This is a genomic window from Allofranklinella schreckenbergeri, assembly GCF_003703475.1.
Lineage (GTDB): Bacteria > Pseudomonadota > Gammaproteobacteria > Burkholderiales > Burkholderiaceae_C > Lampropedia > Lampropedia schreckenbergeri.
Genome location: NZ_RDQM01000021.1, coordinates 1 through 16,832, shown reverse-complemented (window position 1 = coordinate 16,832; position 16,832 = coordinate 1). Strand labels below are relative to the sequence as shown.

Here is a 16,832-nt window from a genome sequence, read left to right as displayed (position 1 = left end):
TTTCCCCCTCTTGTCATACTTTTTCTGGCCTTGCTGGCCGGTGCCTGGCAGGGTATTGGCCGGGAGCGGCGCGTGGTGATTTCTCCCCTGCAACGGATTGATGTGACCTCTGCTTTTTTACCTTCCCAGGATGCACCGCCGGGCCTGCCCGAAGGGCTGCATCCCCAAACCCTGGCTTTGCGCCAGGCCGTGCCGCCCAGCCAGTACGGCGAGCACTCTGAAGCCCTGATGCTCACCAGCAGCTACGTCCAGCCCGACGCCGCCACCTCGGCGCGGCGCTTTGCGGGTGAGGAGGCGGGCTATACCTACACCCGCACGGCCAACCCGACGGTGACGAGCTTTGAGCAACGCCTGGCCGCCCTGGAGGGCACGCAGTGCGCCATCGCCGCTGCCACGGGCATGGGGGCGATTTCGCTGATGGTGTTCGGCCTGCTGAAAACGGGCGACCACATCGTTGCCTCGCGCTCCATGTTCGGCTCGACCATCAAGCTCTTGGGCACGGAGCTGGCGCGTTTTGGCGTGGAGACGACGTTTGTCTCCCAAACCGATGTGGCCGAGTGGAAGGCCGCCATTCGCCCCGGCGCAACGCGCCTGCTGTTTGCCGAGACGCCCACCAACCCGCTGACGGATTTGTGCGACATCCGCGCCCTGGCCGATGTGGCCCACGATGCGGGCGCGTGGTTGGCGGTGGATAACTCCTTTCTCACCCCCGCGCTGCAACGCGCGGCCGCGCTGGGGGCCGATTTGGTCATCCACTCCGGCACCAAATTCCTGGAAGGGCAGGGCCGCGTCATGGCCGGGGCCGTGTGCGGCCCGCATGATTTGGTGGAGGAAAAGCTGGGGCCATTCATCCGTGGCGCGGGCTTTAATCTCTCGCCCTTTAACGCCTGGGTGGCGCTCAAGGGGATGGAGACGCTGCACATCCGCATGCGCGAGCAAAGCCGCCACGCGCTGGAGCTGGCGCAGTGGCTGCAAACGCACCCCAAAGTGGCGCGCGTGTACTACCCAGGTCTGGCCAGCCACCCGCAGCGCGCGTTGGCGCAGCGCCAGCACGAGGGCGGCGATGGCGCGGTGCTGTCGTTCGATGTGGTGGGCCATGATGCGCAAACCCTGCGCGCCAACGCCTTCGCCGTCATCGACCATTGCCGCGTCATCAGCAAGACGACCAACCTGGGCGATGTGAAAACCACCATCTCGCACCCGGCCACCACGTCGCACGGGCGCCTGAGCGAGGAGCAGCGCCAGGCTGCCGGCATCGGCCAGGGGTTGTTGCGCATCTCCGTCGGCCTGGAGTACCCCAAGGATGTGCAAGACGATTTGCTGCGCGGGCTGGGTGGGCTGTGACCTGCGATGCTTATCGCTGTAATGATATTTCGCATCAATAGAAAATACGTTTCAATCCCATGTTGCCGAAACAAGGATATTTGTTTTCCTATTGAATTGTAAAAATGGTTTTGTAAGGATTGCCCATGAGTGCTTCCCCCACCCCTCGCATTCGCACCCGCTTCGCACCATCGCCCACGGGCTTTATCCACCTGGGCAATATCCGCTCGGCCTTGTACCCGTGGGCTTTCGCCAAGGCCAACGGCGGCGACTTCATCCTGCGCATTGAAGATACCGACCAGGAGCGCTCCACCCAAGCGGCCGTGGATGTGATTTTGGAATCCATGCAATGGCTGGGCATGCAGCCCGATGAAGGCCCTTACTACCAAATGCAACGCATGGATCGCTACAAGGAGGCGCTGGCGCAATTGCAGGCCGCAGGCTACGTCTATCCCTGCTACATGAGTGTGGCCGAACTCGACGCCCTGCGCGAAAAGCAAATCGCCGCCAAGCAAAAACCCCGCTACGACGGCACCTGGCGCCCCGAGTCAGGCAAAACCCTGCCGCCTATTCCCGAAGGCGTGCAGCCCGTGCTGCGTTTCAAAACGCCCACTGAAGGCAGCGTGGCGTGGGACGACAAGGTCAAAGGCCGGGTGGAAGTCGCCAACGCCGAGCTGGACGATCTCGTCATCGCCCGCCCCGATGGCACGCCCACCTACAACTTCTGCGTGGTGGTGGACGACATCGACATGGGCATCACCCACGTCATCCGCGGCGACGACCACGTCAACAACACCCCGCGGCAAATCCACATCTTCCGCGCCCTGGGCAAAGAGCCACCCGTCTACGCCCACCTGCCCACCGTCCTCAACGAACAGGGCGAGAAGATGAGCAAACGCCACGGCGCCAAAGCCGTTACCCAATACCGCGATGAAGGCTATCTGGCCGACGCCATGGTGAATTACCTGGCGCGCCTGGGCTGGAGCCATGGCGACGATGAAATCTTCTCGCGTGAGCAATTCCTGCAATGGTTCGATCTGGAGCACCTGGGCAGCAGCGCCGCGCGCTTTGACGAAGCCAAGCTGCGCTGGGTCAACGCCCAGCACCTCAAAGCCGCCGATGACGCCTGGCTGGCGCAGCAACTGCGGCCGCGCCTGCAACAGCGTTTGCAAGCCTGCGGCCAAACCGCAGAAGCGCTGGAGGATGGGCGCTTGCCGGCCATCGCCGCCCTGTTCAAAGACCGTTGTGAAACGCTGGAAGATTTGGCTGACTGGGCGCTGGTGTTTTATCTCGACGCTCCGCGCATCAACGAGGCCGACCGCCAGCAGCACTTGGCGCAGGCGCCCGAAACCCTGCGCCCCGCCTTGGCCGCGCTGCGTGCGGCTTTTGAAGTCATCCCCGCCGACGCTTGGCAAAAAGAAGCGATCAACACGGCTTTCAAAGCCGTCTTGAAAGAGCAGGGTTTGAAAATGCCCCAATTGGCCATGCCGGTGCGCGTGCTCACCGTTGGCGTAGCGCACACCCCTTCAGTGGACGCTGTGCTGCAATTGCTGGGCAAGGAAAAAGTGCTGAAATTTCTCGCGCAGTTTTAAAAAAATGCTTGCGGGCCTGAAAATGTGTGCCATAATCTCGCTCTTTCGCGGGGCGGTGATTTCGCAGCTTCGAGAAAAGCCCGATGTGGGGGTATAGCTCAGCTGGGAGAGCGCTTGCATGGCATGCAAGAGGTCAGCGGTTCGATCCCGCTTACCTCCACCAAAGGTCCAAGGTTTAAGTCCCTATCGTCTAGAGGCCTAGGACACCACCCTTTCACGGTGGGTACCGGGGTTCGAATCCCCGTAGGGACGCCAGGTTTGCAGCGTCTGATTGGTTTGGTCATAGGCCAAGCTGATAAAGAAGCACTGCCGTGGAGCGGTAGTTCAGTTGGTTAGAATACCGGCCTGTCACGCCGGGGGTCGCGGGTTCGAGCCCCGTCCGCTCCGCCAGATTTCCCTCGTGGGGGTATAGCTCAGCTGGGAGAGCGCTTGCATGGCATGCAAGAGGTCAGCGGTTCGATCCCGCTTACCTCCACCACCACGGTTTTGACGGTCTTTTCGTTTGAAGATCGGTCCGAAGGCTTAAGTCCCTATCGTCTAGAGGCCTAGGACACCACCCTTTCACGGTGGGTACCGGGGTTCGAATCCCCGTAGGGACGCCAGGTTTGCAGCGCCTGATTGGTTTGGCAGAAGGCCGGGCCGATAAAGAAGCACTGCCGTGGAGCGGTAGTTCAGTTGGTTAGAATACCGGCCTGTCACGCCGGGGGTCGCGGGTTCGAGCCCCGTCCGCTCCGCCAGATTTTTCAATCAAAAGCCAATGCGTGTATGCATTGGCTTTTTTTTGTCCAATCCCCAGACGCCAAGTATCCACGTCCTATGCTGACCTACATCGCACCAGTCTTTCTCATCATGGCATTGGGTGCAGTGATCAGGCGTTTGCCCCAGGCGCCAGCAGTCACGTTATTTCCAGCGCTGGAGTGGTTCAGTTTTTACGTGGCATTTCCGGCGTTGCTTTTTTTACGCACGGCGTCGTTGGATTTGGATGCGACGGTTGTGCAGTCTTTGGCTTTGCTTGTACTGACGCCGATGGCGGCAGTGTTGGCTATTGTGCTGACGGGGTTGCGTCTGGTGGGGTCGCTGCCTGGCCCGTCGCGCTCGTCAGTGGTGCAGGGATCGGTGCGGCCTAGTACGTATTTCGGGCTGGCTGTGGCGGGCTTGGCGCTTCCTGATCAGGCCGCGACGCTGGTCATGTTGGCGTTGGCATTGGCGATGCCAGCCGTCAATATTGTGGCGGTCGTGGCTTTGTCGTGGTGGAGCGGGCGACAAGTCACGTTTTTGGGTATGGTGCGCGGCATTGTGCGCAATCCCATTATTTTGGCGACGGTGGTGGGCGCGCTGTACAACCTGAGTGATTGGCCGTTGGGGGCTATAGTGACCAAGGCGCTGGAAATTCTGGCGCAGGTGGCTTTGGGGTTGGGGCTGGTTTGTGTCGGCGGTGGTTTGGAGTTGCGCTTGCAGGGGGCTATGCCCAGAGCGATGGTCTGTACCAATGCCATCAAACTGCTGCTGTTGCCTGGTTTGACCTGGGTGGTTTGCCGGGTGTTACAGGCTGACCACACCATGACATTGGCCGCCTGCTTTTATGCCAGCCTGCCAACAGCGCCTAATGCATACATCATGGCCCGTCAGCTGGGTGGGGACGCACGCCTCATGGCTTCCCTCATCACCAGTCAGACGCTCATCGCAATACTGAGCGTGCCTTTATGGTTGGCTTGGCTGGGGGTGGGGTCATGAAGCGGATCAGGCTGGGGCTTGACGAGCAAACCAAGCCCGTGCGTCCTCGCAATCCTGGGCAATGCCAGCGGTCAAGGCTGAGATTGAAGGGTAGCGCACTTCGTCGTGGAGCTTTTCGAGCAGCTCGACGCGGATGACTTTGCCGTAGGCGCCTTCTGTGCCTAGCGTTTCGGGCCACTCCAGGCAATGGGTTTCCAATAGCACTCTGCCGCCGTTGAGGTCGCTGGGATCCAGGGAGGGGCGAATCCCCAAATTGGCTACGCCTGGCAAGGGCAGGTGCGTTAAGCCGTGCACATATACAATAAAAATGCCGCTGGCGGCGGGTTTCCAGTGCTTGAAGTGGAGGTTCAAGGTGCGAAAGCCATCGCCCTGGCCGGATGCGCTTTCGCCTAATTGGCGGCCTAGGCGACGTCCGTGGATGACGTGTCCGCTGATCGCGTAAGGCCTGCCCAGCAGGCGCGCTGCATCTTGCATTCGGCCCTCTTGCAGGGCGGCGCGTACCTCTGAGCTGGAGACGCGCAAGCCGTGCACCTCGTAGCTGTTCATGCGCGCGACTTCGAAGCCCATTTCCTTCCCAAGCGTGTCTAGCAGGGCATAGTCGCCTGCCCGCTGTTTGCCAAAGCGAAAGTCATCACCTACCAGGACGTACCGCGCGCCAAGCGCTTTTACAAGCACTTGGCTGACAAAGTCGCGAGGGGGTCGCGCAGCCAAGGCTGCTGTAAATGGCAGTATGACAGTTTGATCGATGTGATTGGATGCTAAATCGGTGAGCTTGTCGCGCAGGGTGCCTATCCGTGCGGGAGCAATCTGAGGTTTGTTTAGGGCTTTGGCAAAGTAATCCTTTGGATGTGGTTCAAAGGTCAGCACACAGCTTTGCAGCCCTCGGCTGTTGGCTTCGTTGCGCAGCAGTGCCAGTATGGCTTGATGGCCCCGGTGAACACCGTCAAAGTTACCTATGGTTAATGCGGTGGTGCGGGCCAAGGTTCGGTGATGTACCCCTAAGAAAGTACGCATGAAAAATCAGAGGAGGAAACTGTAAACGCCGATACTACGATGGAAAAGTCGGCCGGGTGTGGCGGTTTTTGAAAAAAGAGCTTGAGGTGGGCTTTTATTTGGGGCATAATTGGTGGCTTCGCTTCGTGCAGCGCGCGTGACGTGATGCTTGGGGTGAGGCTTCTGCCCAAACGTAGTCTTGTCAAATTTTGGCTGGCTGCGACGGGTCCAAGACTGACTGTGTGGCATCGGCATTGTGTCGGGTTGCTCGTATCGCAGGTTAAGTTGGGAATTGAAATCAAATGATCCAGACAGAATCTCGTTTAGAGGTTGCCGATAATACGGGTGCTAAATCCGTGTTGTGCATCAAGGTGTTGGGTGGTTCCAAACGCCGTTATGCCAGTGTTGGCGACATTATCAAGGTGAGCGTTAAAGAGGCTGCTCCGCGTGGTCGCGTCAAAAAAGGCGAAATTTACAACGCTGTGGTGGTGCGCACTGCTAAAGGCATTCGCCGTCAAGATGGCTCGTTGATCAAGTTTGATGGTAATGCGGCGGTGTTGCTGAATACCAAGCTTGAGCCGATTGGTACGCGCATTTTTGGTCCGGTTACTCGTGAATTGCGTACGGAGCGCTTCATGAAAATTGTGTCTCTGGCTCCGGAAGTCATCTGAGGTGTGGCATGAATAAGCTTCGCAAAGGCGATGAGGTCATCGTGCTGACGGGTCGCGATAAGGGTAAGCGTGGTGTTGTGCTTGCGCGCAAAGATGCGGATTACCTGGTGGTTGAAGGTGTGAATGTGGTGAAAAAGCACGTTCGTCCTAATCCTATGAAGGGTGAGCAAGGTGGTGTGATCAATAAGACCATGCCGATTCACCAGTCGAATGTTGCGATCTATAACCCTGTGACGGGGAAGGCTGATCGCGTGGGCTTTAAGGTTGATCTTGCTGCTGAGAAGGGCAAGCGTCGCGTGCGTGTGTTCCGCTCTAGTGGCGAAGCGATCAAGGTGGCATAAATGGCTCGTCTGCAAAATTTCTATCGTGAGAAAGTAGTTGCCGATCTGACTAAGCAGTTTGGTTATAAGTCGGTAATGGAAGTGCCTCGTATCACCAAAATTACTCTGAATATGGGTGTGGGTGAGGCGGTTGCTGATAAAAAGGTGATGGATAGTGCTGTGGCGGATTTGACCAAGATTGCTGGTCAAAAGCCTGTGGTTACCAAGGCGCGCAAAGCTATTGCGGGTTTTAAGATTCGCGAAGGGCAGCCTATCGGTTGCATGGTGACGTTGCGTGGCGTTCGTATGTACGAATTTTTGGATCGTTTTGTGACCATTGCTTTGCCGCGTGTGCGCGATTTTCGTGGGATTTCTGGTAAGTCCTTTGACGGTCGTGGTAACTACAATGTTGGTGTCAAAGAGCAGATCATCTTTCCTGAAATTGAATACGACAAGGTGGATGCCTTGCGTGGTCTGAATATCAGCATCACTACGACCGCGAAAACGGACGAGGAGGCCAAAGCGCTTCTGGCTGCGTTCCGCTTCCCATTTAAGAACTGAGGTGCAGTGTGGCTAAGAAAGCATTGATTGAGCGCGAACTTAAGCGTGAAAAACTGGTGGCCAAATTTGCGGCTAAACGTGCCGAATTGAAGGCGATCATTGATGATGCAAAACGTAGCGACGAAGAGCGCTATCAGGCGCGTCTGGCGCTGCAGAAGTTGCCGCGTAATGCCAATCCAACCCGTCAGCGCAATCGTTGTGAGTTGACGGGGCGTCCTCGTGGTACTTTCCGTCAATTCGGTCTGGCGCGAGCTAAGGTGCGTGAATTGGCGATGTCTGGCGATATTCCGGGTGTCATTAAGGCCAGCTGGTAAGGTGGGGAGATTGAATCATGAGTATGAGTGATCCTATTGCCGATCTGTTGACGCGTATCCGTAATGCGCAAATGGTCAACAAGGCCTCGGTTTCGGTTCCTTCTTCTAAATTGAAGCTGGCTATTCTGCAGGTTCTTAAGGATGAAGGGTATATCGACGGCTTTGAGGTGGTTCGTGATGGCGTCAAGGCCGATGTCCGTGTGGACCTGAAATATTACGCGGGACGCCCTGTGATTGAGCGTATTGAGCGTGTAAGTAAGCCTGGTTTGCGTGTTTATAAGCCAAGCAAATCCATCCCTCAGGTGATGAATGGCTTGGGTGTTGCGATTGTGACGACTCCTAAGGGGGTGATGACTGATCGCAAGGCTCGCGCTGCAGGCGTGGGTGGTGAAGTTTTGTGTTTCGTGGCTTAAGGCGATTGGAGGAGTTGAAAAGTGTCTCGAGTTGCTAAACTGCCGGTGGTGATTCCATCGGGTGTGGAAGTCATGATGAAGGACGACCAGATTTTTGTTAAAGGGTCTGGTGGTCAACTTTCTATTGCGAATAATGCGCAAGTTACCGTTTCTCAGGATGCCGGTGTATTGAAGTTTGCCCCTGCAAATGATTCGCGTGAGGCTGATGCTTTGACTGGTACTTTGCGTCAGTTGGTCAACAATATGGTGGTCGGCGTTTCAAAAGGTTTTGAGCGCAAGCTGAATTTGGTGGGTGTAGGTTTTAAAGCGGCTGTTAATGGTAATAAATTGAACCTTGCGGTCGGTTTTTCCCATCCTGTGGAGTTTGTGCTGCCGGAGGGGGTTTCTGCTGCTACGCCAACCCCAACTGAGATTGTGCTCAAGAGTGCTGATAAGCAAGTGCTGGGTCAATTTGCTGCCGTTGTACGTGCTGTGCGTCCTCCTGAGCCTTATAAAGGCAAGGGTATCCGTTATTCGGATGAGGTTGTCACAATCAAGGAAACCAAGAAGAAATAAGGGGCTGCAGGATGTTGAACAAGAAAGAGCAGCGTTTGCGCCGTGCGCGGCAGACGCGTATTCGTATTGCCAAGCAAGGTGTGGTGCGTTTGAGCGTGCATCGTACCAATCAGCATATCTACGCCACTGTTATCTCCGAAGATGGTGCTCGCGTGTTGGCGACAGCATCTTCGCTTGAGGGTGATTTGCGCGGGGCAGTCAAGGGGGCGACTGTTGATGGTGCCAGTGCTGTTGGCAAACGTATCGCGGAAAAAGCGAAAGCTGCGGGCGTGGAAAAAGTGGCATTTGATCGTGCTGGCTTTGCTTACCATGGTCGTGTGAAAGCATTGGCAGAGGCAGCGCGTGAGGCTGGCCTCCAGTTCTGATTAAGGTGAAAGCAATGGCTACCAAGAATCAAGCAAGGGCGCAAGAAGAGACCCGTGATGACGGCATGCGCGAGAAAATGATTTCGGTCAATCGAACTACTAAAGTGGTGAAGGGTGGCCGTATTTTGGGTTTTGCTGCATTGTCCGTGGTTGGCGATGGAGATGGCCGGATTGGTATGGGCAAGGGGAAGTCGAAAGAGGTTCCTTCTGCTGTGCAAAAGTCCATGGAAGAGGCGCGTCGCAACATGATTCGCGTTTCTCTGAAGAATGGCACTTTGCATCATGGCGTGCATGGTCAGCATGGCGCGGCGCGTGTCATGTTGGCGCCGGCCCCTAAAGGGACGGGCATTATTGCGGGCGGGCCTATGCGTGCTGTTTTTGAGGTAATAGGCATTACAGATATCGTGGCGAAAAGCCATGGCTCTAGTAATCCGTACAACATGGTGCGCGCCACATTGGATGCACTCAAGCGCTCTACTACTCCGGCGGAAATCGCTGCTAAGCGAGGCTTGTCAGTAGAAGATCTGCTGGGTTGATGAAAGTTGTGAGGTGTCAATAATGACGACGAATCAAACGATCAAAGTGCAGTTGGTGCGTAGCCCTATCGGCACAAAAGAGTCTCACCGGGCTACAGTGCGTGGCTTGGGTCTTCGTAAGCTCAACAGCATTAGTGAACTGAAAGATACGCCCGAGGTGCGTGGAATGATTAACAAGATCAGTTATCTGGTCAGGGTCCTGTAAAGAGGCAGATGATGCAATTGAACACCATCAAGCCCGCAGTGGGCGCCAAACATGCGAAGCGTCGCGTTGGTCGCGGCATTGGCTCAGGTCTTGGTAAAACAGCCGGTCGTGGTCATAAAGGTCAGAAATCACGTGCGGGTGGTTACCATAAAGTTGGTTTCGAAGGCGGCCAAATGCCATTGCAACGCCGCCTTCCTAAGCGTGGATTCAAGTCTGCTGCATTGAAATTCAACGCGGAAGTGACCTTGGCGGAGTTGGAGCATCTGGGTGCTGCGGAGGTGGATATCGTTACTCTGAAGCAAGCCGGTTTGGTGCGCCCCATTGCTAAATTTGTCAAGGTGATCAAATCTGGCGAGTTGAGTAAAGCGGTCAGTCTTACTGGAATTGCCGCTACGGCTGGAGCGAAGGCTGCGATTGAGGCGGCTGGTGGTTCACTGAGTTGAATCGCAACTTTTTGCTATCAATCGCAAGTGAGGTTTGAGCGTGGCGACGAATACGGCTCAATTGGCAAAAACAGGAAAATTCACCGATCTGCGCCGTAGGTTGGTGTTCTTGTTGATGGCGTTGCTGGTCTATCGCATCGGCACGCACATTCCTGTGCCGGGGATTAATCCTGTACAACTTGAGCACATGTTTGCAGGGGATCAAGGCATCCTTGGTCTCTTCAATATGTTCTCCGGAGGAGCGCTTGAGCGTTTTTCTGTTCTGGCGTTGGGCATCATGCCCTATATTTCTGCCTCGATCATCATTCAGTTGATGACTTATGTTGTACCAACATTGGTTGCTCTGAAAAAGGAAGGAGAGGCGGGGCGTCGGAAAATTACCCAGTACACACGCTATTTCACGCTTGCATTGGCCCTTTTTCAGTCGATGGGCATTGCTGTCATGCTTGAGAGTCAGCCGGGCTTGGTGTTTAACCCCGGGTTGGCTTTCAAAGTGAGCACAATGGTTTCCCTGACGGCTGGCAGTTTATTCATGATGTGGCTTGGCGAGCAAATTACTGAGCGCGGGTTGGGTAACGGGATTTCGATCTTGATCTTCGCGGGAATTGCTGCAGGGCTTCCAAGTGCTGTCTCCGGCACCTTGAATTTGGTCAGTACGGGGGCGATGCACATCTTGACGCTTTTGTTCATTGCCGTACTGGTTGTGCTTGTGACATACTTCGTGGTCTTCGTCGAAATGGGGCAGCGGAGAATTCTCGTTAATTATGCACGCAAGCAAACTGCTCGCGGAGGGTTTGCTCCGGTGCAGTCGTCTCACCTGCCACTTAAGCTTAATATGGCAGGGGTTATTCCTCCCATTTTTGCCTCATCTATCATCTTGTTGCCGGCAACTTTAGTGAGCTGGCTAGGGGCGGGAGCTGGTGAGTCGATGCGCTGGTTGACCGATGTGTCGTCAATGCTTCGTCCGGGGCAGCCTATCTACGTGATCTTCTTTGCGACGGCTATCATTTTTTTCTGCTTTTTCTACACGGCATTGGTTTTCAATAGTCGTGAGACGGCGGATAACTTGAAGAAGAGTGGTGCTTTCATTCCCGGTATTCGTCCGGGGGAGCAAACGGCGAAATATATTGATAGAATCTTGGCCCGCTTGACGCTGGCCGGAGCAATTTACATTACCGCCGTGTGCTTGTTTCCTGAGTTCCTGACCTTGCAGTACAACGTGCCTTTTTATTTTGGAGGTACTTCGTTGTTGATTCTGGTGGTCGTGACTATGGACTTCATGGCGCAAGTGCAAAATTACGTGGTTTCGCAGCAGTACGAGTCGCTGTTGAAGAAGACTAATTTCAAGCCTGTTGGTCGTTGACTGTTTGAGAATTTTGGGAGTATTGACAATGAAAGTTTCTGCTTCTGTAAAGAAGATGTGTAGGAATTGCAAGATCATTCGTCGCAACGGCGTTGTGCGTGTGATTTGTACGGACCTGCGTCATAAGCAGCGTCAGGGTTAAACGTTTTAAAGGACGTCGTATATGGCACGTATTGCTGGTATCAATGTACCGCCGCACAAGCATGTCGAAATTGGCTTGACTGCGATTTATGGTATTGGTCGTTCGCGCGCGCGCAAGATTTGTGAGGCGACTGGTATTGAATACAGTCGAAAGGTAAAAGATCTGACGGACGCGGACTTGGAAAAGATTCGCGATCAGATTGCCCAGTTCACAATTGAAGGTGATTTGCGTCGCGAAACAACTATGAACGTCAAGCGTTTGATGGACATTGGCTGTTATCGTGGTTTCCGGCATCGTCGCGGCTTGCCTATGCGCGGTCAGCGGACTCGTACCAATGCGCGTACTCGCAAAGGGCCGCGCAAAGGTGTTAAGTGATTTGTAAGTGTTGATTGAAAGATCGTATGGCTAAAGGTTCCTCGGCGTCGCAGCGTGTGCGCAAGAAAGTTCGTAAAAATATTGCGGATGGCGTTGCGCATATTCATGCTTCGTTTAACAATACCATTATTACGATTACTGATCGTCAGGGGAATGCTCTGGCTTGGGCTTCTTCGGGAGGTCAGGGCTTTAAAGGCTCCCGTAAATCCACTCCATTTGCGGCGCAAGTTGCTTCGGAAGTTGCGGGGCGCGCGGCCATGGAGCATGGGGTAAAGAATTTGGATGTGGAGATTAAGGGGCCTGGTCCGGGGCGTGAGTCTTCCGTACGCGCATTGGGTGCTTTGGGTATTCGTATCACCTCTATTTCTGATGTGACTCCTATTCCTCACAATGGCTGTCGCCCTCAAAAGCGCCGTCGCATCTAATTTCATTTTGGTGTTAAGACCACCGCTATCAAAACCGATTTGATGGCTCCTGCGTCTCTCTGATTGGGCGCAGTAGATGTATTTAAGGAAATCAAGTGGCACGTTATATTGGGCCTAAGGCCAAACTCTCTCGCCGTGAAGGCACGGATCTTTTTCTGAAGAGCGCGCGTCGCTCCATTGCAGATAAAGCTAAAAAGTTTGACACCAAGCCGGGGCAGCACGGCCGAACCTCTGGAAGCCGTACTTCGGATTATGGTCTGCAACTGAGGGAAAAACAAAAAGTGCGCCGCATGTACGGCGTTTTGGAGAAGCAATTCCGTCGTTACTTCCAAGAGGCGGATCGTCGCCGTGGCAATACGGGTTCCAACCTGCTCTCTTTGTTGGAATCGCGGCTTGACAATGTTGTTTATCGTATGGGTTTCGGCTCGACACGGGCTGAGGCGCGTCAATTGGTTTCGCATAAAGCGATTCTGGTGAACGGCCAGCCTGTAAACATCCCGTCTTACCAGGTCAAGGCAGGTGACGTTGTTTCTGTGCGTGAAAAGTCTCGTAATCAGGTTCGGGTGCGGGAGGCCTTGCAGTTGGCTCAGCAAGTGGGTTTCCCTGCATGGGTGGAAGTGGCTTTGGATAAAGTCGAGGGCACTTTTAAAAAGGCTCCTGATCGCGACGAGTTTGGTGCTGATATCAACGAATCCCTGATCGTCGAACTTTACTCCCGTTGATCGGCTTCGATTCATCTTTTCAGACCGCGACTCGTTCGCGGTTTGTTCGCTTCACCAGCCTTACCGGTGTAACGAGCCGGGGGTATTGACAGGAAGTAAATATGCAGACTCATTTGCTAAAGCCCAAGACTATCAGTGTAGAAAAAATTGCGGCCAATCGTGCCCGAGTGGAGCTTGAGCCATTCGAGCGTGGGTATGGCCACACCTTGGGTAATGCCCTGCGTCGCGTCTTGCTCTCCTCTATGGTGGGGTATGCGCCCACGGAGGTCACTATTGCAGGCGTGTTGCACGAATTTTCCAGCATTGACGGCATTGAAGAAGACGTCGTTGGAATCTTGCTCAACATTAAAGGGGTTGTGTTTAAGCTGGAAGGTCGTGACGAGGTCACCCTAAGCTTGCGTAAGGAAGGCGAGGGGGTGGTTACAGCGGCAGACATTCAGACTCCCCATGATGTGGAAATTGTCAATCCACAGCATGTTATTGCCCATATGGCGCAAGGCTCCAAGCTGGACATGCAAATCAAGGTGGAGAAGGGAAGAGGCTATGTGCCAGGGACCGTTCGCCGTTTCGGAGATGAGTCCAGTAAAGCGATTGGTCGAATCGTGCTAGACGCATCCTTTTCCCCTGTGTTGCGAGTCAATTACACGGTGGAAAATGCTCGTGTTGAGCAGCGCACAGATCTTGATAAGTTGGTCATGGAAATCGAGACTGATGGTTCCATTACGGCTGAGGATGCTGTGCGGACATCGGCGCGAATTCTGGTGGAGCAACTGGCGGTTTTTGCGCAATTGGACGATAGCGACCTGGCTGCATTTGATGCACCGTCGACTGCACGCAGTACAGCAACGTTTGATCCCATTTTGTTGCGTCCTGTGGATGAACTTGAGCTCACAGTTCGTTCGGCGAACTGCTTGAAGGCTGAAAATATTTATTACATTGGCGATCTTATCCAGCGCACAGATAATGAGCTGCTCAAAACCCCGAATCTGGGGCGTAAATCGCTAAATGAAATCAAAGAGGTTTTGGCTTCGCGCGGCCTGACTTTAGGCATGAAGCTCGAGAATTGGCCTCCTGCCGGGTTGGAATAATCTCTATTTTTGTTGCACCTGCAAGTACCTGATACGGCTTGCAGCTATTTTTTAAAAGGAAACAATCATGCGACACCGTAATGGCTTACGCAAACTCAACCGCACCAGTGCTCATCGCCAAGCAATGCTGCGCAACATGGCGACTTCTTTGATCGAACACGAGGTGATCAAAACCACTTTGCCTAAGGCGAAGGAATTGCGCCGTGTGGTAGAGCCGTTGATCACTTTGGCTAAGAACCCTACGCTTGCTAACAGGCGTTTGGCTTATAGCCGTCTGGCAGGCCGCCAAGCGCGGGATGACGGTGCTTCTTTGGCGCATCAGATGGTCGCGAAACTGTTTGATGAGTTGGGGCCTCGCTACAAGGAGCGTCCGGGTGGTTACACCCGTATTTTGAAGATGGGCTTCCGTGTAGGTGACAACGCTCCCATGGCGCTTGTGGAGTTAGTGGATCGGCCAGACGCAGTGGAAGAAACTCAACATTCAGATGCTAAAGATCAAGCGACTGAATAAAACTGTGTTAGAATGAAGCCTTCGACGCGCGATGGAGCAGCCTGGTAGCTCGTTGGGCTCATAACCCAAAGGTCGGAGGTTCAAATCCTCCTCGCGCAACCAATCTGAAAACCAGTCAGTGAAAACTGACTGGTTTTTTTATGCGCGTGTCGCTAGGAGTCCTATTCAAAGGGCTCACATTGCAGATATGCGGGGCATTCATGCCTTAATACAATTCTGAAAATCACTAGTATTTTTATAACGACTTTTTTGGGAAGTTATGCAATTGCGTCATCGTCATCCCCTATTACAAACTTGGCCTGCTGAGTTCGCTGCACGTTACCGCTCGGCGGGGTATTGGTGGGGTGAGACCATGTCACGCTTTCTGCAGCTCCAGGCGCAGCGCCGCGCCGGGTACACGGCTCTGGTGGGCTACCCGGCTGGGGGCGGCGTCAACCAACCGCTGCAGCGCTGGAGCTATGCCCAGTTCTGGCAGAAGGTGGAGGCGGCAGCGGCCGGCTTTCTGGCCAGCGGCTTGCAGCCGGGCGATCGCGTCGTGGTGCAAATGGGCAATGTGCCTGAGTTTTACAGCGTGGTGTTCGGGCTGTTTCGCGCCGGGCTGATTCCAGTCTATGCCCTGCCTGCGCACCGCACGCGCGAGATCGCCCATTTCATCGACAAGGCCGAGGCCTCGGCCTATGTGGCCTTGCAGCATTACGAGCAGTTCGATTACCGCACGCTGGCGCGCGAGCTGCGGCAGCAGGCGTTTTCGCACGATTTGTTTGAGCAGGTGTTCATCGTCGGCGGTGATGCGGCGGAGTTCACGGCGTTTGATGCCTTCCAGAGCGATGCGGCGCGCCTGCCCGATCTGGCCAGCGCCGATGCAGACCCGCAGGCCGTGGCCTTCTTGCAGATTTCCGGCGGCAGCACGGGCCTGTCCAAGCTCATCCCGCGCACGCATGACGATTACATCTACAGCTTCCGCGCCAGCAACGAGATCTGCGGCATCACGCAAGACAGCGTGTACATGGTGGCGCTGCCGGCGGCGCATAACTTCCCCATGAGTTCGCCCGGGGCCTTTGGCGCTTTTTACGCCGGGGCCACGGTGGTGCTCAGCCCCTCGCCCTCGCCCGAGGCGGCCTTCCCGCTGATTGCGTCCGAGCGCGTCACGGCCGTGGGCCTGGTGCCGCCGCTGGCGCTGCTGTGGGCGCAGGCGGCCAGCGGTACAGGTGGTGCGGGCCAGGCGCACGATTTGAGCAGCCTGCGCACGCTGCAGGTGGGCGGCGCCAAGCTCACGCCCGAGGCGGCGCGGCGCGTCAGTGCCAGCCTGAGCTGCCAGCTCCAGCAAGTCTTCGGCATGGCAGAGGGGCTGGTGAACTACACCCGGCTGGGCGATGACGAGGCCACCGTCATCGAAACCCAGGGCCGCCCCATCAGCGCCGATGACGAGGTGCTGGTGGTCGATGACCTGGGCCAACCCGTGCCCGAGGGGCAGCCGGGCTATTTACTCACGCGCGGGCCTTACACCATCCGCCGCTACCACAATGACGATGCGGCCAATGCGCGCAGCTTTACCGACGATGGCTACTACCGCACCGGCGACATGGTGCTGCGCAACGCGCGCGGCTACCTGACGGTGCAAGGCCGCGCCACCGACCACATCAACCGCGCGGGCGAGAAGGTCTCGGCCGAGGAGATCGAAGACCATCTGCTGGCTCACCCGCAGGTGTTCGATGCGGCGGTGGTTTCTATCCCCGACGAATATCTGGGCGAGCGCAGCTGCGCCTTCGTCATCGCCCGTCAGGGTGAAAAACCGCGTGCTATCGAGATCAAGCAGTGGTTCAAGGGCCGCCAGATTGCCGCGTTCAAGATCCCGGACCAGATCGTGTTTGTGGACAGCTTCGAGACCACGGCCGTGGGCAAGACCAGCCGCAAGGAGTTGCGGGCCCGGTTGCGCGCGCAACTTTTGGAAAAGTCTGCGAAAGCTTGAGGAGCCGCCTGCTTGATTGCGACGGAAAGTGGCGCCGCGATTTGGATAGAGGATGCTCTTGCCTTTGATGACCACTTGAGAGTGGTGTATTGACCCAGCAGAACCTGCACAGGTCAGGCCGCTAAAGCATAAGCCTCAGCGGGCGTCTTCATGCCCAGCGCCTGGTGAGGACGCTGGTGGTTGTAAAAGCCGATCCAATCGCCGATCACGCG

23 protein-coding genes and 7 tRNA genes are annotated in these 16,832 nt (G+C 55.6%); 28 read left to right on the top strand and 2 right to left on the bottom strand.

The annotated features are described in order from the left end of the window. Positions 1–102 precede the first annotated feature (102 nt). The 9 genes from EBQ26_RS11975 to EBQ26_RS11935 all read left to right on the top strand — a co-directional run bounded on the left by EBQ26_RS11975 (position 103) and on the right by EBQ26_RS11935 (position 4,649). The gene (locus EBQ26_RS11975) at positions 103–1,344 is read left to right on the top strand and encodes an O-succinylhomoserine sulfhydrylase (protein WP_238944355.1); all 1,242 of its coding nucleotides are present in this window, start codon (positions 103–105) and stop codon (positions 1,342–1,344) included. 125 nt (positions 1,345–1,469) lie between these two features. Further along, positions 1,470–2,915 carry a glutamate--tRNA ligase gene (gltX, locus tag EBQ26_RS11970; RefSeq protein WP_122239453.1) on the top strand — a complete coding sequence of 482 codons (1,446 nt, stop codon included), beginning with the start codon at positions 1,470–1,472 and terminating at the stop codon, positions 2,913–2,915. 87 nt (positions 2,916–3,002) lie between these two features. After that, positions 3,003–3,078 (top strand) — tRNA-Ala (locus EBQ26_RS11965). Between the two features lie 16 nt (positions 3,079–3,094). Next, positions 3,095–3,170, top strand: a tRNA-Glu gene (locus EBQ26_RS11960). A 58-nt stretch (positions 3,171–3,228) separates the two neighbouring features. Continuing rightward, positions 3,229–3,305: transfer RNA gene (locus EBQ26_RS11955), tRNA-Asp, on the top strand. A 12-nt stretch (positions 3,306–3,317) separates the two neighbouring features. Then, positions 3,318–3,393, top strand: a tRNA-Ala gene (locus tag EBQ26_RS11950). A gap of 48 nt (positions 3,394–3,441) precedes the next feature. Continuing rightward, positions 3,442–3,517, top strand: a tRNA-Glu gene (locus EBQ26_RS11945). 58 nt (positions 3,518–3,575) lie between these two features. Then, a tRNA-Asp gene (locus tag EBQ26_RS11940) sits at positions 3,576–3,652 on the top strand. Between the two features lie 79 nt (positions 3,653–3,731). Then, on the top strand, positions 3,732–4,649 hold the full coding sequence (locus tag EBQ26_RS11935; protein WP_238944354.1) for an AEC family transporter: 918 nt from the start codon (positions 3,732–3,734) through the stop codon (positions 4,647–4,649). Positions 4,650–4,655: 6 nt separating this feature from the next. Here EBQ26_RS11935 and EBQ26_RS11930 read toward each other — a convergent pair whose 3' ends face one another. Continuing rightward, entirely contained in the window at positions 4,656–5,663 is a 1,008-nt protein-coding gene (locus tag EBQ26_RS11930; protein ID WP_122239449.1) for a bifunctional riboflavin kinase/FAD synthetase, read from the bottom strand. A gap of 281 nt (positions 5,664–5,944) precedes the next feature. Here EBQ26_RS11930 and rplN point away from each other — a divergent pair, with 281 nt between their 5' ends. From rplN to EBQ26_RS11840, 19 genes are all read left to right on the top strand, one after another. Beyond that, positions 5,945–6,313 carry a 50S ribosomal protein L14 gene (rplN, locus tag EBQ26_RS11925; RefSeq protein WP_122239447.1) on the top strand — a complete coding sequence of 123 codons (369 nt, stop codon included), beginning with the start codon at positions 5,945–5,947 and terminating at the stop codon, positions 6,311–6,313. Positions 6,314–6,321: 8 nt separating this feature from the next. Beyond that, positions 6,322–6,654 (top strand): 50S ribosomal protein L24, encoded by a 333-nt coding sequence (gene rplX, locus EBQ26_RS13105; protein ID WP_122248130.1) that lies wholly within the window; start codon positions 6,322–6,324, stop codon positions 6,652–6,654. Then, the gene (gene rplE, locus EBQ26_RS13100; protein WP_122248131.1) at positions 6,655–7,194 is read left to right on the top strand and encodes a 50S ribosomal protein L5; all 540 of its coding nucleotides are present in this window, start codon (positions 6,655–6,657) and stop codon (positions 7,192–7,194) included. An 8-nt stretch (positions 7,195–7,202) separates the two neighbouring features. Further along, complete coding sequence (gene rpsN / locus EBQ26_RS11915; protein WP_122239445.1) at positions 7,203–7,508, top strand: 30S ribosomal protein S14; 306 nt, start codon at positions 7,203–7,205, stop codon at positions 7,506–7,508. A 17-nt stretch (positions 7,509–7,525) separates the two neighbouring features. Then, complete coding sequence (rpsH, locus tag EBQ26_RS11910; protein WP_122239443.1) at positions 7,526–7,921, top strand: 30S ribosomal protein S8; 396 nt, start codon at positions 7,526–7,528, stop codon at positions 7,919–7,921. A gap of 21 nt (positions 7,922–7,942) precedes the next feature. Beyond that, the gene (rplF, locus tag EBQ26_RS11905) at positions 7,943–8,476 is read left to right on the top strand and encodes a 50S ribosomal protein L6 (RefSeq protein WP_122239441.1); all 534 of its coding nucleotides are present in this window, start codon (positions 7,943–7,945) and stop codon (positions 8,474–8,476) included. Between the two features lie 11 nt (positions 8,477–8,487). Then, entirely contained in the window at positions 8,488–8,841 is a 354-nt protein-coding gene (gene rplR, locus EBQ26_RS11900) for a 50S ribosomal protein L18 (protein WP_122239439.1), read from the top strand. Positions 8,842–8,855: 14 nt separating this feature from the next. Then, complete coding sequence (gene rpsE, locus EBQ26_RS11895) at positions 8,856–9,377, top strand: 30S ribosomal protein S5 (protein ID WP_122239437.1); 522 nt, start codon at positions 8,856–8,858, stop codon at positions 9,375–9,377. A 22-nt stretch (positions 9,378–9,399) separates the two neighbouring features. After that, positions 9,400–9,582: a 50S ribosomal protein L30 gene (rpmD, locus tag EBQ26_RS11890; protein WP_122239435.1), complete on the top strand. Its 183-nt coding sequence runs from the start codon at positions 9,400–9,402 to the stop codon at positions 9,580–9,582. Positions 9,583–9,593: 11 nt separating this feature from the next. After that, positions 9,594–10,025 carry a 50S ribosomal protein L15 gene (rplO, locus tag EBQ26_RS11885; protein WP_122239477.1) on the top strand — a complete coding sequence of 144 codons (432 nt, stop codon included), beginning with the start codon at positions 9,594–9,596 and terminating at the stop codon, positions 10,023–10,025. Between the two features lie 40 nt (positions 10,026–10,065). Next, positions 10,066–11,388 carry a preprotein translocase subunit SecY gene (secY, locus tag EBQ26_RS11880; protein ID WP_122239475.1) on the top strand — a complete coding sequence of 441 codons (1,323 nt, stop codon included), beginning with the start codon at positions 10,066–10,068 and terminating at the stop codon, positions 11,386–11,388. A 28-nt stretch (positions 11,389–11,416) separates the two neighbouring features. Further along, positions 11,417–11,530, top strand: coding sequence for a 50S ribosomal protein L36 (rpmJ, locus tag EBQ26_RS11875; RefSeq protein WP_084824836.1), 114 nt, complete (start codon positions 11,417–11,419; stop codon positions 11,528–11,530). Between the two features lie 21 nt (positions 11,531–11,551). Then, positions 11,552–11,905 (top strand): 30S ribosomal protein S13, encoded by a 354-nt coding sequence (rpsM, locus tag EBQ26_RS11870; protein WP_122239433.1) that lies wholly within the window; start codon positions 11,552–11,554, stop codon positions 11,903–11,905. 26 nt (positions 11,906–11,931) lie between these two features. Further along, complete coding sequence (gene rpsK / locus EBQ26_RS11865) at positions 11,932–12,330, top strand: 30S ribosomal protein S11 (protein WP_122239431.1); 399 nt, start codon at positions 11,932–11,934, stop codon at positions 12,328–12,330. Positions 12,331–12,425: 95 nt separating this feature from the next. Then, on the top strand, positions 12,426–13,052 hold the full coding sequence (gene rpsD / locus EBQ26_RS11860; RefSeq protein ID WP_122239430.1) for a 30S ribosomal protein S4: 627 nt from the start codon (positions 12,426–12,428) through the stop codon (positions 13,050–13,052). A gap of 101 nt (positions 13,053–13,153) precedes the next feature. Further along, on the top strand, positions 13,154–14,140 hold the full coding sequence (locus EBQ26_RS11855; RefSeq protein ID WP_122239428.1) for a DNA-directed RNA polymerase subunit alpha: 987 nt from the start codon (positions 13,154–13,156) through the stop codon (positions 14,138–14,140). A gap of 67 nt (positions 14,141–14,207) precedes the next feature. Then, the gene (gene rplQ, locus EBQ26_RS11850; protein WP_122239426.1) at positions 14,208–14,651 is read left to right on the top strand and encodes a 50S ribosomal protein L17; all 444 of its coding nucleotides are present in this window, start codon (positions 14,208–14,210) and stop codon (positions 14,649–14,651) included. Positions 14,652–14,676: 25 nt separating this feature from the next. Continuing rightward, positions 14,677–14,753, top strand: a tRNA-Met gene (locus EBQ26_RS11845). A 250-nt stretch (positions 14,754–15,003) separates the two neighbouring features. Beyond that, positions 15,004–16,620, top strand: a complete 1,617-nt coding sequence (locus tag EBQ26_RS11840) for a (2,3-dihydroxybenzoyl)adenylate synthase (protein ID WP_238944353.1) — start codon at positions 15,004–15,006, stop codon at positions 16,618–16,620. A 113-nt stretch (positions 16,621–16,733) separates the two neighbouring features. Here EBQ26_RS11840 and EBQ26_RS11835 read toward each other — a convergent pair whose 3' ends face one another. After that, complete coding sequence (locus EBQ26_RS11835) at positions 16,734–16,829, bottom strand: integrase core domain-containing protein (RefSeq protein ID WP_238944160.1); 96 nt, start codon at positions 16,827–16,829, stop codon at positions 16,734–16,736. Positions 16,830–16,832: the final 3 nt, after the last annotated feature.

What these genes read in the sequence shown, in the direction of transcription:
- EBQ26_RS11855 (WP_122239428.1), top strand. Translation starts at nt 13,154, where the DNA reads ATGCAGACTCATTTGCTAAAGCCCAAGACTATCAGTGTAGAAAAAATT.
- rplX (WP_122248130.1), top strand. Translation starts at nt 6,322, where the DNA reads ATGAATAAGCTTCGCAAAGGCGATGAGGTCATCGTGCTGACGGGTCGC.
- rpsE (WP_122239437.1), top strand. Translation starts at nt 8,856, where the DNA reads ATGGCTACCAAGAATCAAGCAAGGGCGCAAGAAGAGACCCGTGATGAC.
- rplQ (WP_122239426.1), top strand. Translation starts at nt 14,208, where the DNA reads ATGCGACACCGTAATGGCTTACGCAAACTCAACCGCACCAGTGCTCAT.
- rpsK (WP_122239431.1), top strand. Translation starts at nt 11,932, where the DNA reads ATGGCTAAAGGTTCCTCGGCGTCGCAGCGTGTGCGCAAGAAAGTTCGT.
- rplO (WP_122239477.1), top strand. Translation starts at nt 9,594, where the DNA reads ATGCAATTGAACACCATCAAGCCCGCAGTGGGCGCCAAACATGCGAAG.
- EBQ26_RS11840 (WP_238944353.1), top strand. Translation starts at nt 15,004, where the DNA reads ATGTCACGCTTTCTGCAGCTCCAGGCGCAGCGCCGCGCCGGGTACACG.
- rplN (WP_122239447.1), top strand. Translation starts at nt 5,945, where the DNA reads ATGATCCAGACAGAATCTCGTTTAGAGGTTGCCGATAATACGGGTGCT.
- rplR (WP_122239439.1), top strand. Translation starts at nt 8,488, where the DNA reads ATGTTGAACAAGAAAGAGCAGCGTTTGCGCCGTGCGCGGCAGACGCGT.
- rpsH (WP_122239443.1), top strand. Translation starts at nt 7,526, where the DNA reads ATGAGTATGAGTGATCCTATTGCCGATCTGTTGACGCGTATCCGTAAT.
- rpmJ (WP_084824836.1), top strand. Translation starts at nt 11,417, where the DNA reads ATGAAAGTTTCTGCTTCTGTAAAGAAGATGTGTAGGAATTGCAAGATC.
- rpmD (WP_122239435.1), top strand. Translation starts at nt 9,400, where the DNA reads ATGACGACGAATCAAACGATCAAAGTGCAGTTGGTGCGTAGCCCTATC.
- rpsM (WP_122239433.1), top strand. Translation starts at nt 11,552, where the DNA reads ATGGCACGTATTGCTGGTATCAATGTACCGCCGCACAAGCATGTCGAA.
- EBQ26_RS11935 (WP_238944354.1), top strand. Translation starts at nt 3,732, where the DNA reads ATGCTGACCTACATCGCACCAGTCTTTCTCATCATGGCATTGGGTGCA.
- EBQ26_RS11930 (WP_122239449.1), bottom strand. Translation starts at nt 5,663, where the DNA reads ATGCGTACTTTCTTAGGGGTACATCACCGAACCTTGGCCCGCACCACC.
- rplE (WP_122248131.1), top strand. Translation starts at nt 6,655, where the DNA reads ATGGCTCGTCTGCAAAATTTCTATCGTGAGAAAGTAGTTGCCGATCTG.
- gltX (WP_122239453.1), top strand. Translation starts at nt 1,470, where the DNA reads ATGAGTGCTTCCCCCACCCCTCGCATTCGCACCCGCTTCGCACCATCG.